This is a genomic window from Rhizomicrobium sp. (genome assembly GCA_037200385.1).
GTDB lineage: Bacteria > Pseudomonadota > Alphaproteobacteria > Micropepsales > Micropepsaceae > Rhizomicrobium.
The window spans coordinates 3,777,729-3,799,508 of the sequence record JBBCGL010000001.1 but is presented as its reverse complement, the minus strand read 5'-3'; the positions used below and the strand labels follow the sequence as shown (position 1 = coordinate 3,799,508).

The window sequence follows — 21,780 nt, the reverse complement described above, 5'->3', positions numbered from 1 at the left end:
GGAGAGCGCGCGCGCGTAGGAAACCAACGCATCGCCCGATCCGAAGCCCCGCGACAAGGTCCGGGGCTTTTTTGTTGCCTGGAGACGAAGACATGAAGAGCAATCCCACCGTAGCGATCGTCGGCGTGACCGGCGCGGTCGGCGCCGAATTCATCGCCTGCCTCGACACGCGCAAGTTTCCGGTCGGTACGCTGAAAGCGCTGGCGAGCGCGCGCTCCGCCGGCCAGACCGTCGACTTCCGCGGCGAGCGCGTCGTCATCGAAGAGCTCACCGCACAGTCCTTCGACGGCGTCGACATCGCGCTGTTCTCGGCCGGCGGATCGATCTCGAAGACATTTGCGCCGGTGGCGGTGAAGGCCGGCGCGGTCGTGGTCGACAACTCGTCGGCCTTCCGCATGGATCCGGACGTGCCGCTGGTGATCCCCGAAATCAATGCGCGGCGGATCGGGGACCACAAGGGCATCATCGCCAATCCGAACTGCTCGGCGATCACCGCGCTGGTGCCGCTCTGGCCGATCCACCGCAAGAATCGCATCAAGCGCCTGATCGTGTCCACCTATCAGGCATCGAGCGGCGCGGGCGCCGCCGCGATGCGCGAGCTGGAGGATTCGACCCGCGCCCATCTGGACGGCAAGCCCTTCGCGCAGAAGGTCCTGCCGCATCCCTATGCCTTCAACCTCTTCAGCCACAACACGGCGATCGATCCCGCGACCGGCTACAACGACGAAGAGACCAAGGTGATCCAGGAGACCCGCAAGATCTTCGAGGACGACAGGATCGCGATCGGCGTCACCTGCATCCGTGTGCCGGTGCTGCGCGCCCATAGCGAGTCGATCACCTTCGAGTGCGAGAGCCCGATCACCGAAGACGAGGTGCGTGCGATCCTGTCCGATGCGCCGGGCGTGCGCATCGTCGACGACCGCGCGAAGAACTATTTCCCAATGCCGATCGACGCGTCGGGCCAGGGCGACGTGCTGGTGGGCCGCATCCGCAAGGATCTGAGCGATCCCAGCGGCCATTCCATCGCGATGTTCGTCGCCGCCGACCAGTTGCTCAAGGGCGCGGCGCTGAACGCGGTGCAGATCGCGGAGCATCTGCTGTGATTTTCCTCCCCCGTAACAACGGGGGAGGAAAAGTTCAGCGACAGCCTTCTTACCCTCTTCGCACGTTGAATGCGGCCAGCACGTCCGCGAGCGGCGGCAAGCGGTCGAAGGCGGTTTTCGCCTGAGCCTTGGCCTTCTCGAAGGTCATCACGTTCTCGATCCGCTCGGCGAGGAAGGCCGTGGTCTCGCTTTCGTCGGCGCTCTGGTCGGTGAACCAGCGCATCATCGTGGCGGCATAGACGCCGGCGAGAATCCCCCGCTTGGTGTAGAAATTGAAATCGGTCGCGGTGTCGCCGGCGGCGCGCCACATCGCATCCGCCGTGTTCCAGACGAGCCTGGCGCCGAGCGCGGCGTGCGGCGGCAGCGTCAGGAAGGCGGCGGCACGGCGCGCGGCTTCCTTGTGCGGGCGCAGCGCGGTGATGCGGGCCATCACCGCGGCGGCGATCCGGGCGCGGATCTTCATGGCTTTGAGGTCCATCGCGGCGAGGCTCGTTTCCATTTCCGCGTCGGCGGCCTGCGAGAAGGCCTCGACCAGGCTCGACGCGCCGCCGGGAAAGAGTCGCGCCAGCGTGTCCTTCGCCACGCCGGCCTCCTTGCCCGCCACCGCCAGGGTCTTGTCGGTGAAGCCGTCGAACACGGCGTGCTCGAGCGCCGCATCGAGCACCGCGGCCTTGCGCGCCGTATCGTCGGGGGATTTCTTGCGCGGCGCCATGGGCGTCCTTAGGGCGAAGAGGCGGCTGCGAGTATCGGCCCCGCGGCGGCAAAAGTCATTGCGACATCCAGTGTTTGGCTTCGCTCTCGAAGATGAGCTTGCCGAGATCGGCCATGCGGCCGGGATAGAGCCGGCCGTCGAGATGGTCGCATTCGTGCTGCACCACGCGGGCGTGGAAGCCCTTGGCGGTGCGCTCGATGCGCTTTCCGTCCAGATCGAAGCCGCGATAGCGGATATGGAAAGGCCGCTCCACGAAGCCGCGCAGGCCGGGTACCGACAGACAGCCTTCCCAGCCGCCCTCGATCTCGGCGCCGACGATCTCGATCTGCGGATTGACCAGCACGGTGAGCGGCGCGGTGTGGTCGAAACGCTCCTCCTCCGAAAGACCGGGATCGCTGCGGCCGTCGGGCGCCTGGAAGACCACCACGCGGAGCGGGACATGGACCTGGGGCGCGGCGAGGCCGGCGCCATTGGCGTCGATCATGGTCTCGATCATGTCGGCCACCAAGCGGCGGATTTCGGGCGCGCCGGGATTGGCGACCGGCTGGGCGATCTGGGCGAGGACCGGATGGCCCATCTTGGCGATTTTCAATATAGCCATGATTTCCGAGGCTTACCTTATATGCCCAATTGAACCTAATATTCGGAGGGGGGTACCCTTCTTCAGCTTCGCCGGCCCAGGCGGACCTTGCCGCCGCAGCCGTCTCGCACATATAGGAATGCTGTCATTTTCGCGCAAGTGCGGTGGACAGGCCGGAGCCCGTCTGGTATCACCCGCGCCTCCCAAAATTGGGCCAAGGAGAGCCAGTTGCAGATCATCGTTCGCGACAACAATATCGACCAGGCGCTGAAGGCGCTGAAGAAGAAGATGCAGCGTGAAGGCATCTTCCGCGAAATGAAGCTGCGCGGCCATTACGAGAAGCCGAGCGAGAAGCGCGCCCGCGAGCGGGCCGAGGCGATCCGCCGCTATCGCAAGCTGCAGCGCAAGCGCCTGCAGCGCGAAGGGCTTCTGCCGCGGTAGTTTTCGGCCTGCCGCTTCGCAGCTTGAGGCCGCGGTCGTTTTCGGCACCGAGATTTCGAAAAGGCCGCCCAGCGACGGGCGGCTTTTTGTTGCCCGGGCGCCAGTGCGGACGGCTTGAAGGATCGCGCCTGGGGCGCTTAAAGTTGCGCGGGGCAAAGCTGCGCGCATCGATTGGGACGCGCGGCACACGGGGGCGTGCATGTTTTTCATATCGTGGGGCAGCCGGGTTTGCCGGCGGATTTTCGGCGAGCCGTCGGTGCACGATTGCGACATCTGCCGCGAGCAACGCACCTTCCGCAACATGGTGATCTACAAGGTCTATCACGTCTGGTGGCTGTTCCGCTGGGTGGTCAACAAGGACTTCATCCGCGTCTGCACGGTGTGCAACAACGGCGTGCGGATCGACGAGCACGACGTCGTACCGAAGGGCGCCAAATCGCCGATTCCCTTCATGGATCGGATGGGCTGGGCCGCGGGCCTGGGCGGCGTCGCCGCTTTGGCCGCGATGGTCTCGGTTGCCGGCGCGGCGCAGAGCCATCGCGAAGACGCTTGGCTCAGCCAGCCGGAAGTCAACGACGTCTACGAGGTCGACCTCGCCAAGCTGACCACGAACCCGGAGGCGAGCGTCATGTACTCAACCCTCGAAGTCGTGCGGGTGTCGGGCGGCGCGGTGGATGTCCGCCTGCCCAAGACCTATTTCGACAAGATGAGCGGCGTCGCCAGCGCCGTCCGCGACGGACGGGCGAAAAGCCCGGACTTCTACAGCGACAAGGTCATGAGCATTCAGGTCGCGGCGTTGCACAAGATGCACAACGACGGGGCGATCCTCTCGGTGGATAGGTAAGCGACGCGACGACCAAAGCCGCGCGGTTTTCCGGGGGCTTTTTCTTTCGCACCCTCCAGCGTCCTCCTTTCACCATGGCCGGGCTTGACCCGGCCACCCATGGCGCCTCAAGACTCGCTGCGCGCGCGGACGCGCGCTTGCTGGATGGCCGGCTGAAGGGCCGTGGTGAAAGGTGGGTTTGGTGACCGACATCTCCGATCGCGTGCGGATCGAAAAGACCGAGATCCTCTCCGACAATTGGTACGTGCTGCGCAAGATCACCTTCGCGTGGCGGCGCGGCGACGGAAGCTGGCAGAGCAGCGCGCGCGAGGCCTATGACCGCGGCAATGGCGCGACGATCCTGCTCTACGATCCGGCGCGGCGCACCGTGGTGCTGACGCGGCAATTCCGCATGCCGGCCTATCTGAACGGCTATCGCGACACGCTGATCGAGGCGGCGGCGGGACTGCTCGACGACGCGACGCCGGAGGACCGCATCCGCCACGAAGCCGAGGAAGAGACCGGCTATCGCGTCTCCGATCCGCGCAAGATATTCGAGGCGTTCATGAGCCCCGGCTCGGTGACGGAGAAGCTGCATTTCTTCGTCGCGGAGTATTCGCCGGCGTCGCGCGCCGGCGCCGGCGGCGGGCTGGCCGAGGAAGGCGAGGACATCGCGGTGCTCGAACTGCCCTTCGACACGGCCTACGCGATGATCGCGGGCGGCGAGATCGTCGACGCCAAGACCATCCTGCTGCTGCAATGGGCGAAGCTGGAGCTGTTCCGCCCTTGACGCGCCTCTAACTGGGCCTTCCGAACAACCGTCCCACCAGCGCGCCCAGTGTCGGCGGCCGCTCGGTTGTCAGGACGTGGCGCGCGAAGACGCGGCCGGTCCAGACGATCATCAGCGCCGTCGTCGCCAGCGCCAGCGCCGTCGTGCCCCAGACCTGCCAGGCCGGCGGATGCGAGGCGAGGCGCAGCATCATGAAGAACGGCGTGTAGACCGGCACCCAGGACAGCGTGCTGGCGAGCACGCCATTGGGATCGCGGATCACGCCGCTCAACATCAGGTTGGGCAGCATCAGGATCAGCATCGACGGACCCAGCAGAGACTGCGCGTCGGCCAGGCTGTTCGCCATGCTGCCGATGGCGAGGAACAGCGAGCCGTAGATCAGAAGACCGCAGAGGAAGAAGATCAGCAGCAGCGGCAAGGTGTCGAGCGAGGCCACCGCCTTCAGCGACGCGAAAACCAATCCCACCGTCTCGCGGTCGGCGAGCGCCATCAGCGCGAACAGCACCAGGGCCCAGATCACGAGCGTGGTCAGCGCCACCGCGATGACGCCGACCAGCTTGCCGGTGGTGATCTCGCGCGGCGTGGCGCAGGACAGCAGCACCTCGATCATGCGGGTGGATTTCTCCTCGACCACGCCCTGCAGCAGGACGGAGGAGTTCATCACCGAGATGACGAACAGGATGATCGCGAGGGCGACCGGCACGATCGAGGCCAGCGAATCGTTTCGCGGCGCGCCGGCGGGCTCGTGCGCCGTCAGCGCCGCGGTGCGGTCGAGGGCATCGACATCGGCGAAGCCCGGCGCGGTCTGCCGGATCGCCGCCAGGCGCAGCGCCCGGGTGACCGCGGCTTCGAGGAAGCGGCGGAACGGCGCGTCGAGCGGATAGCGGGTCCAGATCTCGGCAGTGCGGCCCTCGCGCCCGAAGCCGGGCGGAACGACGACGATCGTGTCGAGGAAGGGCGGGTTGTCCGCATATCCCGTCTCGTAAAGCTGTTCATAGGCGCGCTGCCGTGCCGCCGGGAAGTGTGCGGCGTCAGCGCCGGCAAGCCAGTCCGGCGCGGCGACATAATCGCCATAGGGCGTGCCCTGGATGAGCCGCCCGCCACGCGTCAGCGGTGCCAGGATCGCATCGCGCGCCGCCCCGCCGGTGCGGTCGACGACGGTGAAATAGTGATGCGCGACCGGCTCTTCCTTCGGGCCGCTGCCGCCGGTCCATTTCGGGATGAAGATCACGATCATGATCCACAGCGGGAACATCAGGATCGACAGCAGGAAACCGCGCCGCGTCACGTATTTGATGAATTCCTGCCGCGCGATGAGGAAGGCGTGTCTCATGCCGCGTCCGCCTGTCCGCCGACCAGCGAAACGAACACGTCGTGCAGGCCGGGCGGCGCGACGTCGAAATGGGTGAGCGGCACGCCGCGCTCGAAACAGGCGGCGAGCAGGCCGCGCCCGGCCTCGCCTTCCTTGAGATCGACGATCCACCAGGGCTGGCCCGGCGCCGGCGGCGAGGCGTGCGCGACGCCGGGCAGGCTCGCGACGAAGCCCAGATCCGCATCGGCGGCCAGGCGGGCGCGGCGCGGCAGCAGGTTGCGCGCCGCGTCCAGCGAGCCTTCGAAGCGCTTGCGCCCCTTGGCCAGGACGATGATGCGGTCGCACAGCCGCTCGGCATGCTGCATCGTGTGGGTCGAGAACAGGATCGTCTTGCCCTGCCCCGCCAGGTCGCGGATGAAGGTCTCGAGCTCGCTCTGGTTCACCGGATCGAGCCCGGAAAAGGGCTCGTCGAGGATCACGAATTCGGGATCATGCGCGATGGCGGCGAGAATCTGCACCTTCTGCGCCATGCCTTTGGACAGGCCCTCGATGCGCACCCGTGCGAAGGCGCCCAGGCCGAAACCGTCGAGCAGCGTGCGGGCGCGGGCCAGCGCATCGGTGCGGTTCAGGCCCTTCAGCGTCGCGATATAGGCAATGGCGGCGTCGGCCCGCATCCGGCGGTAGAGGCCGCGCTCTTCCGGCAGATAGCCGATGCGGTCGCGCACTGCGCCGATACTGCGGCCCAGCACCCGGATCTCGCCCGTGTCGGGCGGCATGATGCCCAGCATCATGCGCAGCGTGGTGGTCTTGCCCGCGCCATTGGGTCCCAAGAACCCAAGGATGGAGCCGCGGCCGAGCGCGAAGCTCAGGTCGTCCACCGCAGTGAAGTCGCCGAACCGTTTGGTGACGTGGGAAAGTTCGACGATGGTATCGGGCATGCCGCCCGACTGTAGGCGATCCTCCCGCTGCAAGGGAGGGGGTCGCTGCAGCGGGAGGTCGCTCAGGCCCGGCGCGGGAGGGGGTCACGCGCCGGGCACTGCTCGGATGCTTAGTGGAACCCGCCGGAGGCCGAGATGCGCTCGCCGGTCAGCCACTGGGAGTCCTCGGAGGCGAGGAACACCGCGACGCGCGCGATGTCGTCCGGCTGGCCGAGGCGGCCGAGCGGCGTGCCGGCGACGATGCGCTTTTCGAAATCGCTGCCGACCATGCCGACGGCAATGGAGCCTTCGGTCTCGACGCCGCCGGGCGCGATGACGTTGACGCGGATCTTGCGCGGCGCAAGTTCCAGCGCGAGCGCGCGGGTCAGGGTGTCGACGGCGCCCTTGGTCGCCGAATAGACGATGCTGCCGGGCGGCGGGCTCTGGCTCACGACCGAACCGATATTGATGATGCTGCCGCCATTGCCGTTGAAATGCTTCACTGCTTCCTGGGTGGCGAGCAGCGTGCCCAGCACGTTGATGTTGAATTGGCGGTGGAATTCCTCCTCGCTGACGTCTTCAAGCGGGAAGAAGCTGAACACGCCCGCATTGTTGACGAGGATGTCGGGGGCGCCGAACGTCTTGCGCGTCTCGGCGAAGAGGCGTTTCACGTCGGCGGATTTGGCCACGTCGCCCTGGACCGCCGCCGCCTTGCCGCCCTTGGCGAGGATCTCGGCGACCACCTTGTCGGCGCCTTCGCGGCTGGACGCGTAGTTCACCACGACGGCGGCGCCTTCGGCTGCCAGGCTCCTGGCGATGGCGGCGCCGATGCCCTTGGAGGCGCCGGTCACGACGGCGATCCTGCCCTTCAACTTGCTCATGAAACTGCCCTTGGGTTGATGCTTCGATAGTTAGATAATTGTCTAACTGTCGGGTTCAAGGGGTGGCGCGCGTTTCAATCCTCCCCTTCGGGGAGGGTCGGGCACTCAGATCTTTCCCAGATGGCTCAGATAGGCGTCCAGCACGTCGCGGCGCAGGGTGAGGTTCATGAACTTGCCGTCGCGCGTGCTCTCGACCAGGCCGGCGATCTCCAGTTCCTTGAGATGGTGAGACAGCGTCGCGGCCGTGATCTGATGGCAGTCGCGCAGCACGCTGCATTGCATGGGCGTCTTCGAGGCGCCGATCTCCCGCAAGAGCTGATAGCGGCGCGGTTCCGCCAGCGCCCGGGCGATACGGGCGATATCCTTGTCGGTGAGCTTGATCTCTTTGGCCATGACGCAAAGGTAATGCGTGAGGCCGCCGACTTAAAGCGGCGCGATGCGGCAGGCGCCGGCGCAGCGCGTCACGGCGTGCCGCAATCGGCGCAGATCGCAACTTCCACCGTGACATGGCTGAGGTCGGGGAAATGCTGCCGCAGGCCCGCCTTGACCGCTTCGGCGTCGGTGATCGCGGGACTGACCAGCGAGACGATCAGGCCGCGATGGCCCGGCCCCAGGCGCCACAGATGGAGGTCGCACACCCGGGTGCCGGCGGCGCGTTCCAGATAGCCGCGAATGTCGCCCGCGAGGCGCGGATTGTCCTCGGCGTCGAGCAGGACCAGGGCGCTGTCGCGGATCAATCCATAGGCCCAGGAGGCGATGACGCCGGCGCCGATCACGCCGACCAGCGGATCGAGATAGGCGATGCCGAAGAACAGCCCCGCCGCCAGCGCGGCGATGGCGAGCACGGAGGTGGCGGCATCGGCCAGCACATGCACATAGGCGGCGCGCATATTGTGATCGGCATGGCCGTGCGCCGCATGCTGGTGATCGTGACCATCATGCGCATGGCCGTGATCGTGGCGATGCGAATCCTTGAGGATGAAGGCGCTGACGATGTTCACGACGAGGCCCAGCGTGGCGATGGCGAGGGCGTCGCGATAGTTCACCGCCACCGGCGCCAGCAGGCGCTGCATCGACTCGACGGCCACGGCGACGGCGATCAGGCCGAGGACGATGGCGCTGGTGAAGGCGGCGAGATCGCCGAACTTGCCCGAGCCGAAGGTGAACCGCGTATCCTTGGCGTGGCGCCGCGCCAACCAGTAGGCGCCGGCCGCGAGCCCCAGCGCGCCGACATGCGTCGCCATGTGGAAACCGTCCGCGAGCAGCGCCATGGAGCCGAAGCCGAGACCGGCGACGATCTCCACCACCATGAAGACCGCGGTGACCAGGGTCGCGAGGCGCGCCCGGCTTTCCGCGCGCGCATGGCCGGCGCCGAGGAACACATGGTCATGTGTCCAGATGCCGTGCTCGTGCGCGTCGTGACCGGGGATCGCCATGGAGGCAGCTTACGCCATCGGCGCGGCAAAAGCAGATGACAAAGAAAAAGGGTCGCGTCGGAACGCGGCCCTTTTCTTACGTCGAGAGGAGGAGATGCCCAGGCCTTAGTGGCTGAGCACGACCTTGTGCTGGTCGGCGACCGTCGAGCCCTCGAGCTGCTCGCCATGCGGCTTGAGCAGCGCATAGGTCTCGCCCGAGGCGGAGATCAGCTGGTAGCCGGTGGAGGTCGGGGCCCATTTGGTGAGCGTGACGCCGTTGGCGCAATCGGCGCCCTGGGTGACCGCGCCCTCGGCGGTGATGGTCAGATCGCAAGCGGCCCTGGAGCCGACCGCGAGCTTGTAGCTGCCGGCCGCGAGGGCCGGAGCCTGCGCATAGGCCGTGCCGAAGCCGGAGATCGCCAGAAGGAAGGAAAGGGTGATGAAGCGGGACTTGTTCATGTGAATAATTCCTTCAAGGTTCAACGTTCAGAAAATTAGTATCAGCCGCCGTAATTTCAAGGACAATTTGTTCGCAGATGCAATAAATCGTTCGGATAAAATTAATGCCCCGGAATTTTCCCAATGATATCAAAGCTATATGTATAGAAAAAATTTCCGCCGATGCGGCTGATTTTGCTGTGATGCGGGGTGGAAGGCTGCACTGCAGCACGCATGTTGCGGGTGCTTTGTACAAGTCCGACAAATTGTCAGTTGAAAGAAGGGCTTAGTTGTCGCGCCAGCGATTCGCGCTCTGTCGCGCCTGGCGAGGACAGGCGAGCGGCCTGGATGCCCGCTTTCGCGGGCATTGGCAGGGCGAAAAACCATGACCTTCGAAGCATCCCGCGCCTAATCCGGCTGGGGCACGATCCGCAGATAGGGCTTGGGCGCCTTCCAGCCGCCCGGATAGGCTTTCTTCGCATCCTCGTCGTTCACCGAGCCCGCGATGATCACGTCGTCGCCGGGCTTCCAGTTCGCCGGCGTGGCGACCTTGTGCCTGGCGCCGAGCTGCAGCGAGTCGATCACCCGCAGCACCTCGTCGAAATTGCGTCCGACCGTCATCGGATAGACGAGGATGAGCTTGATCTTCTTGTCGGGGCCGATGATGAAGACGTTGCGCACGGTCTGGTTGTCCGCGGCGGTGCGCTTGGCCGGATCGCCCGAGGCTTCGGCCGGCAGCATGTTGTAGAGCTTGGAGACGTTGTAGTCGGTGTCGCCGATCATCGGATAGTTGGGCGCGGTGCCCTGCGTCTCGGCGATGTCCTTCGCCCAATCGGCATGCTTCTCGACCGGATCGACCGAGAGGCCGATGATCTTCACGTTGCGCTTGTCGAATTCGGGCTTGAGCTTGGCCATGGTGCCGAGCTCGGTGGTGCAGACCGGCGTGAAATCCTTGGGATGCGAGAACAGCACGCCCCAGCTGTCGCCCAGCCAGGGGTGAAAATGGATCGGGCCTTCGGTGGTGTCGGCGGTGAAGTCGGGCGCGGTGTCGCCGATGCGCAGGGACATATGAACCTCCAAATCGTTCCTGGGGAGATGGGAACGGTGGAGAGTTTAGCCAAGTTTCTTTGCGCTTTTCACCGCGAAGTACGGTGTGGTTTCCCGTGCCGGACGCGCGGCTATATCTCCGTTGACTCTACCGGCTTTATAGAGTTTAAACGGGATGCCGGGTGATCCGGCGTTTCCTCCCTGAACTTTGCGGGCCGGGGATCAGGAATTGGGGTGGGGCGCTTTTCCCCTTTTGCGCCTTGGCTCCCGACGGACTTACACTCCGGCCCGCAGCTTTTTGTTCCGAGCGGAGAGAGCCATGACCAAGATCGCGACCCGCAGTCTGACCCCCGCCATCGGCGCGGTGGTGGAGGGCGTCGACCTGTCCCGGCGGCTCGAGGACGAGGAGATCGCGGCGATCCGCGACGCCCTGCTCAAGCACAAGGTGATCTTCTTCGAGGACCAGAACCTCACGCCGGTGCAGCACCGCGATTTCGCGGCGCGCTTCGGCCGGCTGCACACCCATCCGCTCTATCCCGGCGTGCCCGAGGCGCCCGAGATGTTCATCCTCGACAACCATGCCAGCAACCCGACCGACAACGATGCCTGGCACACCGATGTCACCTTCATCGAGACGCCGCCGCTGGGCGCGATCCTTTATGCCAAGCTGCTGCCGCCCGAAGGCGGCGACACCTGCTGGGCCAATATGCAGGCGGCTTATGACGGCCTGTCCAAGCCGCTGCAGCGCTTCCTCAGCGAACTCGACGCGGTGCACGATTTCGCGCGCGGTTTTCCGGCGCGCGGCACGGTCGCGGGACAGGCCGGAGCGGAGAGGCACGCCAAGGCGGTGGAGGAGCATCCGCCGGTGATCCATCCGGTGGTGCGCACCCATCCCGAGACCGGCGCGGACGGATTGTTCGTGAATTACGGCTTCACCGACCGGATCAAGGGTCTGCGCCGCGAGGAGAGCGCCGCGCTGCTCAACATGCTGTTCGTCCATATCCAGAAGCCGGAATTCCAGGTGCGCTGGAAATGGAAGCCGAATTCCATCGCCTTCTGGGACAACCGGATCACCCAGCATTATGCGGTGAACGACTACCTGCCGCATCGCCGGATCATGAACCGCGCGACGATCCTGGGCGACCGGCCGTTCCACCGCGCGCGCAAGCCGGCCAAGGCGAGGATCGCGGCGGAGTAGGCCACCGCTTTTCTCCGGCGGCGGTGTTTTGTAGAGTCCCCGCCGGGGCCAAGGGGACATCCAGTATGTACAAGGACAACGTGGCAGCGAAGCGCTTGCCGTGGCAGACGCCACGCCTTCGCGCGATCGCGGCAAGTGCGGCGCAGATGCCGGTGGGCAAGACCAATCCTGGTTCCGACGGCATCTCGATGTCGTGACGCCTTGGCCGGTCAGGCCGGTGGCGGGCGCATCAGGGAATTCTGGCGCCGGCGCAGCATGAAGATGCCCGCCTCGATCGCCAGCGCGGCGATGAAGGGCGACCACGCCACGGCGGGGCCGTCTTCCTCTTCTTCGAACTTCCACAAGGCGCCCAGGGCGCACAGGCCGATCGCGGCCAACAGCCATTTCTGCATGTCACTCGAACGCCAAGGCGACCGGTAAGGTTCCGCGATGTCAGCGCGGCTCGAGCAGGACGCTCTGGCTGGCGCGGCCGAAGGTCCCGTTGAGGTCTGCCAGGCGCGCAAACGCAATCGCCGCACCCTCCGGCCCGGCCCAGGTCTCGGAATCGAGCAGGATCCAGTCGCCCACCGGATAGCGCGCCAGGCTGAGCGTGAGGTCGGCGTTGATGAAGGTCCAGGCGTCGAAATCGACCACCGCCGAGGTGCCGTTGCAGAAATCGGCGGCGACGACGGCGCGCATCACCGGCGAGATGTCGAAGCCCTCCACCGGCGGCCGCAGCAGGCGATACCAGACCGCCGCCGGACCGGGCGTGCGGAAGCTGCCCCGCGCGGGCCGCGAGTCGATGCCGGTGAGGAACGGCGTGGTGGTGAGACGCATCGCGTCGGGCACGGTGCAATCGTCCGGATGCGGCGCGCCGAGCGGCGTCTCGCGCACGGTGCCGGGCAACGGCGCGGCGCCGGCGCGGATCTTCAGCACGCTGGCGCGCAGGCATTCCTTGCCCTGGGCGAACAGGCTCACGGCACAGAGCTGGATCTTGGCGCCTTCGCGCACGACCTCCGCCTTGTAGGTCAGCGGCGCCACCGGCACGGGCTTGAGCAGGTCGACCGTCACGCGTGCGATGCGCATCGGGACACGGCTGGCGATCCGCTCCGCCGCCCAGACCACCAGCGACGATGCGGCGCCGCCATGCTGCATGCTGGGGTCCCAGGGACCGCCGGCATGCTCGCGGGTCTGGATATCTGGGCCGTCGACCCGGAAAATCGCTTCCATCAGCCGTTCTTTGTCCTTGCGGCCGTCACCGGCATCCGAGGGATGAGAATCGCCACTATTTCCCCTCGAATGTCGGGGGCCGCTTCTCGACGAAGGCCAGCATGCCTTCGCGCGCGTCGGCGGTGCGCAGCAGCGGCAGGAGCTGGAGATAGACGTGATGGACATGCGCGTTGAACGGCTCCGACAGGCCCATGCGCATCATCCGCTTGGCGGCCGCGACGGCGAGCGGCGCGTTGGCCGCGATCTCCGCGGCCAGGGCGCGGGCGCGCGGGATGAGCTCCGCGTCAGGCACCACCTCGCTGGCGAGGCCCATCTCGACGCACTCCGCCGCCGAAAGGGTGCGGCCGGTGAAGATGATCTTCGCCGCCTTCTCCCAGCCCAGCAGGCGCGGCAACAGCCAGGTGCCGCCGCTCTCGGGCAGGATGCCGCGCTTGGCGAAGGAGAGCGCAAGCTTGGAGGACGCGGCCATGATGCGGATGTCGCAGCCGATCGCGGTATCGGCGCCATAGCCGGCCGCGCCGCCATTCACCGCGCAGATCACCGGCGTGTCGATGGCATGCAGCACGGTCGGCGGCGTGTTGCGCAGGTCGATGTCGGTGGCGCCGGCGCCGCTGCCGATCGCCATGCCGACGCCCTGCGTCGCCTGGCGCAGGTCGAGGCCGGCACAGAAGGCACGGCCGCTGCCGGTGAGGATGATGCAGCGGACCTCCGGATCCTTGTCGGCCGCCAGCAGGCATTCCGAAAGCCGCGCCAGCATCGGGCCGGAGATCGTGTTCATCCGCTCCGGCGCGTTGAGCGTGATCGTCGCGATGTGCTCGGAGACCTCGTAGAGGACTTCGTCGGTCTTGACGTGCTGGTTCACGGCGTTCTCCCAAAAGTCTTCGGGAGAATCTAGGCGCGAACCGCGCGGCTGGCGAGGCTTACGTAGGTGGAGGCGCGTGGAGATAGCTCTCCACCAGCGAACCGGCGACGAGGCGCCAGCCGTCCACCAGCACGAAGAAGATCAGCTTGAACGGCAGGGAGATGACCACGGGGGGCAGCATCATCATGCCCATCGACATCAGGATCGAGGCCACCGCCATGTCGATGATGAGGAACGGCACGAAGATCAGGAAGCCGATCTCGAAGGCGCGCTTGAGCTCGCTGAGCATGAAGGCCGGCGCCACGGTTGCGATCGGGGTGTCCTCCGCCTTGGCCGGCACCTTGGTGTGGCCCATGTCGAGGAAAAGCTTGAGATCCGCCTGGCGGACATGCGCCAGCATGAACTTCTTCATCGGCGTGGCGGCGCGGTCGAAGGCCTGCTCGGTGGTGATCTGGTTGTTCACCAGCGGCACGACGCCCTGGTTGTAGGCGTCCTTCAGGGTCGGCGTCATGACGAACAGGGTGAGGAAGAGCGACAGCGAGATGATCACGCTGTTGGGCGGGCTCTGCTGCAGGCCCATCGCGGTGCGCAGCAGCGAGAGCACGACGACCATGCGCACGAAGCTGGTCATCATGATGAGGATGGATGGCGCGATGGAGAGGATCGTGATCAGCGCCACGATCTGCATCAGGTGGTCGGTGAAGAGGCCGCCGCCGGAAAAGTCGATGTTGAGGCCGCCCGGCGCCGTCGCAGTGGCGCCGGCGCTCGTGGCGGCGACGGCCTTCACTGCGGGCGATGCGGCATGCGCCGCGCCGGGAACGAGCAGGAGCGCGACGAACAGCGCGACGAGGACGAGGGAGAACGTCTTCACGACGACGCCTCCGGCGCCAGAAGCGCGGCGGTGATCGGCAGGGGCGCGGCGGGAATGCCGGTCTCGATGACCGTGGTGCCTTCGGGACCGCTCAGCACGAGATGCTCGACGCCGTCGCGGCGGATGATGAGAAGGCGCTGGCGGGGCCCCAGGCCAAGCGTCTCGACGACCGCCAGCCGGCGCGCCGCGCTCGGCTTGACAAGGCCGTTCAGGCCGCTGACGCCGAAGCGGCGCGCCGCGAGACCGGCCGCGCCGACCAGGCCAAGCACGAGAAGCAGGGCGCCGATATAGCGCGCGAAATCGATCAGATCCATGCGCCAAACAAAACCGATCAACCTTAATCGCGCGTTAAAGAGCGGCAAGAACGGCCCGGCAAAAACTTCCATGTCGTTAAGCGGCGTTTAATCGTTCGGGCGCATCCTCGGCGTCGTTAGGGATAATTTTCCGTATACGGAGGGCACCGCCATGGCAATGGACGTCGACAGCATGCCGCTTCTGGCGATGCTGAAGCAGCGCATGAGCTGGCTGGGCGCGCGGCAGAACGTGCTGGCGCAGAACGTCGCCAATGCCGACACGCCCGGCTACACCGCCAAGGACCTCAAGCCCGTCGAGTTCGCCGACATGCTCAAGGGCGCGACGTCGCCGTCGCAGTTCCAAGGCGGCATGAGCGTCACCGATCCGCGGCATATCTCGCTGGCGCCGCAGGGCCAGCCCGAATTCGCCGACTTCAATTCGCCCGACACCGAAGCCAGCCCGACGGGCAATTCGGTCAGCCTCGAGCAGGAGATGATCCGCGTCTCCGACACCCAGGCGGAATACCAGGCGGCGAGCAATCTCTACGCCAAGGCCGTCGGCATGATGAAGACCGCCATCGGACATGGCGGCTGAAGGAGCGCAATATGGATTTCACGACATCGCTGATCGTCGCCGCGTCGGGCATGCGGGCCCAGTCGGATCGCATGAAGACCATCGCGGAGAACATCGCCAACGCCAATTCGACCTCGGCGACGCCGGGCGGCGATCCCTATCGCCGCAAGATCTCGACGGTGAAGAGCGCGTTCGATCGCGAGCTGGGCGCGACGCTGGTCACCCCGGGCAAGCCGGTCGCCGACGCGTCCGAATTCCGGATGCAATACGATCCGGGCAATCCGAACGCCGACGCCAAGGGCTACGTCAAGCTGCCCAACGTCAACGCGCTGGTCGAGATCATGGACATGCGCGACGCGCAGCGCTCCTACGAGGCCGACCTGACGGTGATGGACGCCTCCAAGTCGATGCTGGCGCGCACCGTCGACCTGCTCAAGGGCTGAATTTTTTGGCGCGCAACGCGGGTTGCGCGCAAGGGGGATAGAACATGGCAGTCCTACCGGCCGCAGCGGCCGCCGCCTATCAGGCGATCTCGAACATCGGCGCAAGCGCGGGCGCGACCGGCGCCAGCGGGGCCGGTTCGCTTGGCGCCGGCGCCGGCGACTTCTCCAACTTCCTCTCGACCGCGCTGAAAGACGGCATGGGCACGATGAAGCAGGGCGAGGCCATGGCGACGCGCCAGGTCGCCGGCCAGGCCAATATCGTCGACGTGGTGAGTGCGGTGAACCAGGCGGAGATCACCCTCGATACGGTGGTCGCCGTCCGCGACAAGGTCGTGCAGGCCTACCAGTCGATCATGAACATGCCGATCTGACGATCACGGCCGACACGCTCATCCTTCGACGATCCGGGATGACGGTTCGCGCAAGAGACACAACGGAACACAGATGACACCCGCCGATTCCATCGATTTCGCCCGTTCCTCCATCCTCGTGCTGCTCGAGATCATCACGCCGGCGATGCTGACCGCGCTGGTTGTCGGCCTGGGCATCGGATTGCTGCAGGCGCTGACCCAGATCCAGGAAATGACCCTGGTGTTCGTGCCCAAGATCGTCGCGATCTTCGTCGTGCTGCTGATCACCCTGCCCTTCGCCGGCGCGGCGATGAACAGCCTGATGGTCGATATCGCCCAGCGCATCGCTGCGTATTAGCGATGGCGGGCGGCGACAGCCCCCTCCGCCATCGCTTCGCGATGGTCCCCCTCCCCCGTAACCACGGGGGAGGAAGGCACTAGCCATGCACATCCACCTTCCCGCCCTGTCGGGCATGATCCTCACCTATCTGCTCGTGTTCTCGCGGGTGGGGTCGATGGTCATGCTGCTGCCGGCGCTGGGCGACGGCGGGATCCCGTCGCGGGTACGGCTGGTGCTGGCGCTGGCGATCACCGTGGCGCTGGCACCGACCGTGCAGGGCGCCTATCCGGCACAGGCGCCGGCCAACACGCTGCAGCTGGGCCTGCTCATCGCGCAGGAAGTCACCGCCGGCATGCTGGTCGGCGGGATGTCGCGCATCATCATGAGCGCGCTCCAGGTCGGCGGCTTCCTCATCGCGACGCAGACCGGCCTCGCCTATGCCCAGACCGTCGACCCGACGCAGCACGAGCAGGGCGCGGTGATCGGAAACTTCTTCTCGCTGCTGGGCGCGGTGCTGATCTTCTCGACCGACCTGCACCACGTCGCGATCGGCGCCATCGCCGGCAGCTACAGGATGATCCCGCCGGGCGCGGCGCTGCCCACCGCCGACATGGCCGAGCTGACGATCAGGCTGGTGAGCGCCGCCTTCGTGCTGGGCTTCCAGCTGGCGGCGCCGTTCATCGTGTTCGGCTTCGCGCTCTATGCCGCGCTGGGCATCCTGGCGCGGCTGATGCCGCAGTTGCAGGTGTTCTTCGTCGCCATGCCGATCAACATCATGTTCGGCTTCGTGCTGCTGGCGCTGATCCTCGGCTCGATGATGACGCTGTTCCTGAATTTCTACGCGGCCCAGATGGCGCAGTTTCTCTGACCCATGGCAGACGATCGCGACCCATCCCAGCAGACCGAAGCGCCGACGCAGAAGCGGCTGGAGGAGGCGCGCGAGCACGGCGACATCGTCAAGAGCCCGGAGGTCTCCGCCTTCGTGCTGCTGCTCGGCGGCACCTTGACGATCATGATGTTCGGCGGCTCGACCATGCAGGGCATCGCCACCGCGATGCGCGTCTTCCTGGAGCAGCCCGAGCAGATGGGCGTCTCGTCCTCCGCCGACGCGATGGGGCTGGCGCGCCAGGTCGTGATGACGCTGGGCGGCATCTTGGGGCCGGTGTTCGCGACCATGATGGCGTTCGCTCTGGCCGGGCATGTGTTGCAGGCGCGGCCGGGCTTCAGCTTCGAGAAGATCAAGCCGGATTTCGCCAAGCTGTCGCTGATCGCCGGCCTCAAGCGGATGTTCGGGCCCGAGGGGCTGATGAACCTCGTCAAGGGCCTGCTGAAGATGGGCGTGGTCGGCGTCGCGGTGTGGACGCAGATCTGGCCCGAGCGCACCATGCTGCAATCGGTGCTCGACCAGTCGCCGATGGGCGTGATCGGCGACATGGGCCAGCTGCTCTACAAGGTGCTGCTGGCGGCGCTGGTCGCGCTCGCCGCGATCGCGGCGGCCGATTACATCCTGCAGCGCTACCGCTTCCTGCAGCGCAACAGGATGTCGAAGCAGGAGATCAAGGAAGAGTACCGCCAGAACGAAGGCGATCCGCAGATCAAGGCCAAGATCCGCCAGATCCGGCTGGAGCGCGCCAAGAAGCGCATGATCGCCGCGGTGCCGGAGGCGACGGTGATCATCACCAACCCGACGCATTACGCGGTCGCTCTGAAATACGAGGCCGGCAAGATGGCGGCGCCGATCTGCGTCGCCAAGGGCGTCGACGCGCTGGCGTTGCGGATCCGCGAAGTGGCGAAGGCCCACGACGTGCCGATCGTCGAGAATCCACCCCTCGCACGCGCGCTGCATGCCTCGGTCGAGGTCGACGAGGTCGTGCCCGCGGAGCACTTCAAGGCGGTGGCGCAGGTGATCGGCTATGTCTACCGCCTGACCGGCAAGATCAGGGCGAACTAGCAAACCGGTCCAGCGCGCCGACGATGCTCTCGCGCATGCCGGGCGTGCGGGTCTCGTGGCCGGCGTCGTGCACGACGATCAGTTCGCTGCCGCGCCAGGCACGCGACAGTTCCCACGCGGTGTCGAGCGGCGAGCCGAGATCGAGCCGGCCATGGATCAGGACGCCGGGAATGCCCTCCAGCCGGGAAGCATCGCGGAGGAGCGCGCCTTCTTCCAGCCAGGCGCCGTGCCGGAAATAGTGCGTGACGATGCGCGCGAAGGCCATGCGGAAGCGGGGGTCGGCGTAGCGGACGCCGGGCTTGCGCCCGGGCGCAGTCGAGACCACCGCATCTTCCCAGTCGCACCACGCCGTCGCGGCGGCGTCGCGGACCGCCGGAGCGGGATCGGCGAGCAGGCGATGATAGTCCGCGACCAGATCGCCCGCCGCTGGACCGGCGGTCGCGCGGAAGCGGGCATGCTCTTCGGGGAAGAGCCGGCCGGCGTCGTGATAGAGCCAGTGGATCTCGCTGCGCCGCGTGGTGGTGACGCTGGAGAGCACCAGCGCGGCGACTCTGGTCGGATGGGCTTGCGCATAGGCAAGCGCCAACGTGGTGCCCCAGGAGGCGCCGAAGATCACGAAGCGCTCGATCTGCAGATGCATGCGCAGCCGCTCGATATCGGCGATCAGATGCGCCGTCGTGTTGGCCGCCAGGTCCGTCGCAGGATCGCTCGCATGCGGCGTGCTGCGGCCGGCATTGCGCTGGTCGAACAGCACGACGCGATAGCGCGCGGGATCGAACAGGCGGCGCATGTCCGGCGTGCAGCCCGAACCGGGACCGCCATGCAGCGCCAGTGCCGCCTTGCCGTCGGGATTGCCGCAGATCTCCCAATAGAGACGATGCCCCTCGCCCACATCGAGCATGCCACGATCGTAGGGCTCGATCTTCGGGTAGAGGTCCGGCATGCGCCGAGATTAGCACTCAGCGGCAGAGCGTGTCGAAGGGCGGCAGCGGCACGCCGTGGCCGGCATAGGTCACGCCCTGCGCGCTCATCGCCTGTTCCAGCGTCACGGGCGTCGGCGGCAGCATCGGGTTGTTGTCGGCGGCGTAGAACGGATCGCGCTCCGCCTCGTCCAGCGAGACGAAGCTGACGCCCTTGGCGGCATAGAGCGCCAGCAGGCGCGGCAGCATGCGGGCGTCGAAGGCGCCCAGATGCATCAGCAGGACATAGGGGATGTCGCGGCCGTAAAGCGCCAGCGAAAGCTTGTGCTCATAGTCGAGCGTGTCCGCGGCCGCCGCGAGATAGGCCGCTTCCATCTGCGCGATGGCGGCGTCGTTGCCTTTCGCCACGCAGCGCGCATAGGGCTCGTTCCACATGAAATCGCCGAAGCTCATCGTCACGCCGGCGATGCGATAGCCGTTGGCCGCGAGGAACTGGCGCACCGCGACATGCTTGGCCGGAGTCTCGCCCTCCGCGAGATAGGGAAAGCGCAGCCAGTGCCAGTCGCCCCCCGCCATCAGCGGCGCCAGCACGCTCTCGTTCTTCTGCGTATCGGCCTCCCATTCCGCCACGCCGTGCTGGCCGAGGTTCATATGCGACCAGGTGTGGTTGCCCAGCGGGAAGCCGGCGTCGCGCCACTGCTGGAGCACGGGGGCGGAGCCCGGATCGTCCTCGAGCCGGATGCCGTTCATGAAGCCGTAGACCGGCGGGGTCTGCGCGTCCTTGAGCGCCGCGATGATCGCGGTCGCGATCCCGACGCGCGTCTGCCCCGGCGGCAGGGCGCTATGCGAGGGCAGGTCGTCGAAGGTCAGCGCGATCTGGACCGCCGACGCCGGCGAGGCGACGACGCAGATCAGCATGGCGAGGACAAATCGCTTCATCTGCGACGAGCCTTGCGCGGCTGCGCGAAGAAAGCGAGCGGAATCGCATCCGCCATCGCCTGGTAGCCGGCCGGCGAAGGATGCAGGTGGTCGCCGGATTCGAATTGCGGCAGCAGGCGCCCGGGAGCCGCAGGATCGCGCAGCACGCGGTCGAAATCGACCACGGCATCGAAATTCCCGGGCGTGCGGATCCAGGCATTCAGCGCTTGGCGGTCCGCCTCGTTCAACGCATCGGGATGATAATAGGTGAAGCCCAGCCAGGGCAGCAGCGTCCCCGCCATCACCGCGATGCCATGGGCATGGGCGCGCAGGGCGATCTGGCGATAGGCGGCGACCAGCCGTGCCACCAGTGCCTCGTGCTCGGCGGGCGATACCGGCGCGTCGCGCGTCAGCACGCCCAGATCGTTGATCCCCTCGAGCAGGATCAGCCAGCGCACGCCGGGCTGCGCCAGCACATCGCGGTCGAAGCGCGCCAGCCCGTTGGGTCCGAGACCGTCGAGCAGCAGGCGATTGCCGCCGATCCCCATGTTCAGCACGCCGATGCCGCGGCTCGCCGGCGCGGCCTGGAGCCGCCGGGCGAGATCGTCGGGCCAGCGATTGTTCGCGTCGGGGACGGAGCCGCGGCCGTCGGTGATCGAATCCCCGAAGGCGACGACCGTGCCGCGCAGCGCAGGCCCCGATACTTCGACTCCGGCGAGCATGTACCAGTGCGCCAGCGCGACGGCTTGCGACAGAAGCGGCACCGCGGCGTCGCCGTCCGACGCCAGAAACGACGTGGCGCGCGAGCCCGGATGGCCGGTCGGCTGTCCCGCGAGACTCGCATAGCGCAGCGTGACCGCGAGATCGGACAACGGCGCGACCGGGACGTCGAGCGGATCGGAGACATAATCTGCGCCGGCCGGGACCGTGACCTCGGCATTGCCGGAGAACCGCAGCAGCCGGTCGCTTCCGTCCACGATCGCGCCCGGCGTGCCGGGCAGCGGCCGCGCGACATGCACTTCGGCGAGATGCAGCGGCGCGGTGCCGTAAGCGTTTGAAATCCGTACACGGATCATGCCGCCGCCGGCGGAGAGATGCACGACTTGCCGCAACAGGCCGCCCTGCAATGCCGCATCGGGAAGCTGATTGGCCGGCTCGGGAAGCTGCTGGGCGGCGGACCAGCTTCCGACCCAGCGCGGCGCCGGCGGCGCGGCGGCGGCGGCGGCCACGACGCCGACGGCGGCCAGAGCGATGACTGCCCGGATTCCCCTCAAGCCCTGCCTCACAAGAATTGGTAACGATACCAACAAACTAGCCGATCGCGATTTCCCAATGCAACGCGGCTTCCGGCATGACGACATCGGCAGATAGGCCGAAGGCGGAAAAAAGCCT

29 protein-coding genes are annotated in these 21,780 nt (G+C 66.7%); 12 read left to right on the top strand and 17 right to left on the bottom strand.

Features of this window, described 5'->3' with window-relative positions:
* Nucleotides 1-92: 92 nt before the first annotated feature.
* Nucleotides 93-1,103 (top strand): aspartate-semialdehyde dehydrogenase, encoded by a 1,011-nt coding sequence (locus WDM91_18230; GenBank protein MEI9996541.1) that lies wholly within the window; start codon nt 93-95, stop codon nt 1,101-1,103.
* 49 nt (nt 1,104-1,152) lie between these two features.
* Here the strand turns inward: WDM91_18230 and WDM91_18225 are convergent, their stop codons facing one another.
* Together WDM91_18225 and def are read right to left on the bottom strand one after the other, a co-directional pair.
* Nucleotides 1,153-1,815, bottom strand: coding sequence for a COQ9 family protein (locus WDM91_18225; protein MEI9996540.1), 663 nt, complete (start codon nt 1,813-1,815; stop codon nt 1,153-1,155).
* 55 nt (nt 1,816-1,870) lie between these two features.
* Nucleotides 1,871-2,416, bottom strand: a complete 546-nt coding sequence (gene def, locus WDM91_18220) for a peptide deformylase (GenBank protein ID MEI9996539.1) — start codon at nt 2,414-2,416, stop codon at nt 1,871-1,873.
* 207 nt (nt 2,417-2,623) lie between these two features.
* Here def and rpsU point away from each other — a divergent pair, with 207 nt between their 5' ends.
* The 3 genes from rpsU (at nt 2,624) to WDM91_18205 (ending at nt 4,449) form a co-directional block, all read left to right on the top strand.
* Nucleotides 2,624-2,836 (top strand): 30S ribosomal protein S21, encoded by a 213-nt coding sequence (gene rpsU, locus WDM91_18215; protein ID MEI9996538.1) that lies wholly within the window; start codon nt 2,624-2,626, stop codon nt 2,834-2,836.
* A gap of 199 nt (nt 2,837-3,035) precedes the next feature.
* Complete coding sequence (locus WDM91_18210; protein MEI9996537.1) at nt 3,036-3,680, top strand: hypothetical protein; 645 nt, start codon at nt 3,036-3,038, stop codon at nt 3,678-3,680.
* 181 nt (nt 3,681-3,861) lie between these two features.
* Entirely contained in the window at nt 3,862-4,449 is a 588-nt protein-coding gene (locus WDM91_18205) for an NUDIX domain-containing protein (protein MEI9996536.1), read from the top strand.
* A 7-nt stretch (nt 4,450-4,456) separates the two neighbouring features.
* Here WDM91_18205 and WDM91_18200 read toward each other — a convergent pair whose 3' ends face one another.
* The 7 genes from WDM91_18200 to WDM91_18170 form a co-directional block, all read right to left on the bottom strand.
* Nucleotides 4,457-5,782: an ABC transporter permease gene (locus tag WDM91_18200; protein MEI9996535.1), complete on the bottom strand. Its 1,326-nt coding sequence runs from the start codon at nt 5,780-5,782 to the stop codon at nt 4,457-4,459.
* Entirely contained in the window at nt 5,779-6,699 is a 921-nt protein-coding gene (locus WDM91_18195; GenBank protein ID MEI9996534.1) for an ATP-binding cassette domain-containing protein, read from the bottom strand. Before WDM91_18195 ends, WDM91_18200 begins: the two co-directional genes overlap by 4 nt.
* Before the next feature lie 110 nt (nt 6,700-6,809).
* Complete coding sequence (locus tag WDM91_18190; GenBank protein MEI9996533.1) at nt 6,810-7,559, bottom strand: glucose 1-dehydrogenase; 750 nt, start codon at nt 7,557-7,559, stop codon at nt 6,810-6,812.
* A gap of 105 nt (nt 7,560-7,664) precedes the next feature.
* Nucleotides 7,665-7,952, bottom strand: a complete 288-nt coding sequence (locus tag WDM91_18185) for a helix-turn-helix domain-containing protein (GenBank protein ID MEI9996532.1) — start codon at nt 7,950-7,952, stop codon at nt 7,665-7,667.
* Between the two features lie 68 nt (nt 7,953-8,020).
* Nucleotides 8,021-8,995 carry a CDF family Co(II)/Ni(II) efflux transporter DmeF gene (gene dmeF / locus WDM91_18180; protein ID MEI9996531.1) on the bottom strand — a complete coding sequence of 325 codons (975 nt, stop codon included), beginning with the start codon at nt 8,993-8,995 and terminating at the stop codon, nt 8,021-8,023.
* A gap of 105 nt (nt 8,996-9,100) precedes the next feature.
* Nucleotides 9,101-9,433 carry a hypothetical protein gene (locus WDM91_18175; protein MEI9996530.1) on the bottom strand — a complete coding sequence of 111 codons (333 nt, stop codon included), beginning with the start codon at nt 9,431-9,433 and terminating at the stop codon, nt 9,101-9,103.
* 387 nt (nt 9,434-9,820) lie between these two features.
* Nucleotides 9,821-10,480, bottom strand: a complete 660-nt coding sequence (locus WDM91_18170) for a peroxiredoxin (GenBank protein MEI9996529.1) — start codon at nt 10,478-10,480, stop codon at nt 9,821-9,823.
* Between the two features lie 298 nt (nt 10,481-10,778).
* On the opposite strand from WDM91_18170, the gene tauD reads away from it, so the two are divergent.
* Together tauD and WDM91_18160 are read left to right on the top strand one after the other, a co-directional pair.
* Nucleotides 10,779-11,657 (top strand): taurine dioxygenase, encoded by an 879-nt coding sequence (tauD, locus tag WDM91_18165; GenBank protein MEI9996528.1) that lies wholly within the window; start codon nt 10,779-10,781, stop codon nt 11,655-11,657.
* 65 nt (nt 11,658-11,722) lie between these two features.
* Nucleotides 11,723-11,854 (top strand): hypothetical protein, encoded by a 132-nt coding sequence (locus WDM91_18160; protein ID MEI9996527.1) that lies wholly within the window; start codon nt 11,723-11,725, stop codon nt 11,852-11,854.
* Between the two features lie 12 nt (nt 11,855-11,866).
* On the opposite strand, the gene WDM91_18155 is transcribed toward WDM91_18160, so the two are convergent.
* Genes WDM91_18155 through WDM91_18135 form a run of 5 tightly spaced genes read right to left on the bottom strand, consistent with a single transcriptional unit; the run spans nt 11,867 to nt 14,913 of the window.
* Complete coding sequence (locus WDM91_18155; protein MEI9996526.1) at nt 11,867-12,049, bottom strand: hypothetical protein; 183 nt, start codon at nt 12,047-12,049, stop codon at nt 11,867-11,869.
* A gap of 40 nt (nt 12,050-12,089) precedes the next feature.
* The gene (locus tag WDM91_18150) at nt 12,090-12,866 is read right to left on the bottom strand and encodes a thioesterase family protein (GenBank protein ID MEI9996525.1); all 777 of its coding nucleotides are present in this window, start codon (nt 12,864-12,866) and stop codon (nt 12,090-12,092) included.
* Between the two features lie 55 nt (nt 12,867-12,921).
* Nucleotides 12,922-13,728: an enoyl-CoA hydratase-related protein gene (locus WDM91_18145; GenBank protein MEI9996524.1), complete on the bottom strand. Its 807-nt coding sequence runs from the start codon at nt 13,726-13,728 to the stop codon at nt 12,922-12,924.
* A 58-nt stretch (nt 13,729-13,786) separates the two neighbouring features.
* On the bottom strand, nt 13,787-14,599 hold the full coding sequence (gene fliP / locus WDM91_18140; GenBank protein MEI9996523.1) for a flagellar type III secretion system pore protein FliP: 813 nt from the start codon (nt 14,597-14,599) through the stop codon (nt 13,787-13,789).
* Nucleotides 14,596-14,913, bottom strand: coding sequence for a flagellar biosynthetic protein FliO (locus tag WDM91_18135; GenBank protein MEI9996522.1), 318 nt, complete (start codon nt 14,911-14,913; stop codon nt 14,596-14,598). Before WDM91_18135 ends, fliP begins: the two co-directional genes overlap by 4 nt.
* Before the next feature lie 151 nt (nt 14,914-15,064).
* On the opposite strand from WDM91_18135, the gene flgB reads away from it, so the two are divergent.
* The 6 genes from flgB to flhB all read left to right on the top strand — a co-directional run bounded on the left by flgB (nt 15,065) and on the right by flhB (nt 18,550).
* Nucleotides 15,065-15,487, top strand: coding sequence for a flagellar basal body rod protein FlgB (gene flgB, locus WDM91_18130; GenBank protein MEI9996521.1), 423 nt, complete (start codon nt 15,065-15,067; stop codon nt 15,485-15,487).
* Between the two features lie 11 nt (nt 15,488-15,498).
* Nucleotides 15,499-15,909, top strand: coding sequence for a flagellar basal body rod protein FlgC (flgC, locus tag WDM91_18125; GenBank protein MEI9996520.1), 411 nt, complete (start codon nt 15,499-15,501; stop codon nt 15,907-15,909).
* Nucleotides 15,910-15,953: 44 nt separating this feature from the next.
* Nucleotides 15,954-16,280: a flagellar hook-basal body complex protein FliE gene (locus tag WDM91_18120; GenBank protein MEI9996519.1), complete on the top strand. Its 327-nt coding sequence runs from the start codon at nt 15,954-15,956 to the stop codon at nt 16,278-16,280.
* 73 nt (nt 16,281-16,353) lie between these two features.
* Entirely contained in the window at nt 16,354-16,617 is a 264-nt protein-coding gene (locus WDM91_18115; protein MEI9996518.1) for a flagellar biosynthetic protein FliQ, read from the top strand.
* A gap of 85 nt (nt 16,618-16,702) precedes the next feature.
* Entirely contained in the window at nt 16,703-17,467 is a 765-nt protein-coding gene (gene fliR / locus WDM91_18110; protein ID MEI9996517.1) for a flagellar biosynthetic protein FliR, read from the top strand.
* A 3-nt stretch (nt 17,468-17,470) separates the two neighbouring features.
* A complete protein-coding gene (flhB, locus tag WDM91_18105; protein ID MEI9996516.1) occupies nt 17,471-18,550 on the top strand; it encodes a flagellar biosynthesis protein FlhB in 1,080 nt (359 codons plus the stop codon).
* On the opposite strand, the gene pip is transcribed toward flhB, so the two are convergent.
* From pip to WDM91_18090, 3 genes are read right to left on the bottom strand one after another with little or no spacing between them, the layout of a single operon-like run.
* The gene (gene pip, locus WDM91_18100; GenBank protein ID MEI9996515.1) at nt 18,537-19,493 is read right to left on the bottom strand and encodes a prolyl aminopeptidase; all 957 of its coding nucleotides are present in this window, start codon (nt 19,491-19,493) and stop codon (nt 18,537-18,539) included. The genes flhB and pip overlap by 14 nt on opposite strands.
* A gap of 16 nt (nt 19,494-19,509) precedes the next feature.
* Nucleotides 19,510-20,409 (bottom strand): polysaccharide deacetylase family protein, encoded by a 900-nt coding sequence (locus tag WDM91_18095; GenBank protein MEI9996514.1) that lies wholly within the window; start codon nt 20,407-20,409, stop codon nt 19,510-19,512.
* The gene (locus WDM91_18090) at nt 20,406-21,662 is read right to left on the bottom strand and encodes an SGNH/GDSL hydrolase family protein (protein ID MEI9996513.1); all 1,257 of its coding nucleotides are present in this window, start codon (nt 21,660-21,662) and stop codon (nt 20,406-20,408) included. Before WDM91_18090 ends, WDM91_18095 begins: the two co-directional genes overlap by 4 nt.
* Between the last annotated feature and the right edge of the window lie 118 nt (nt 21,663-21,780).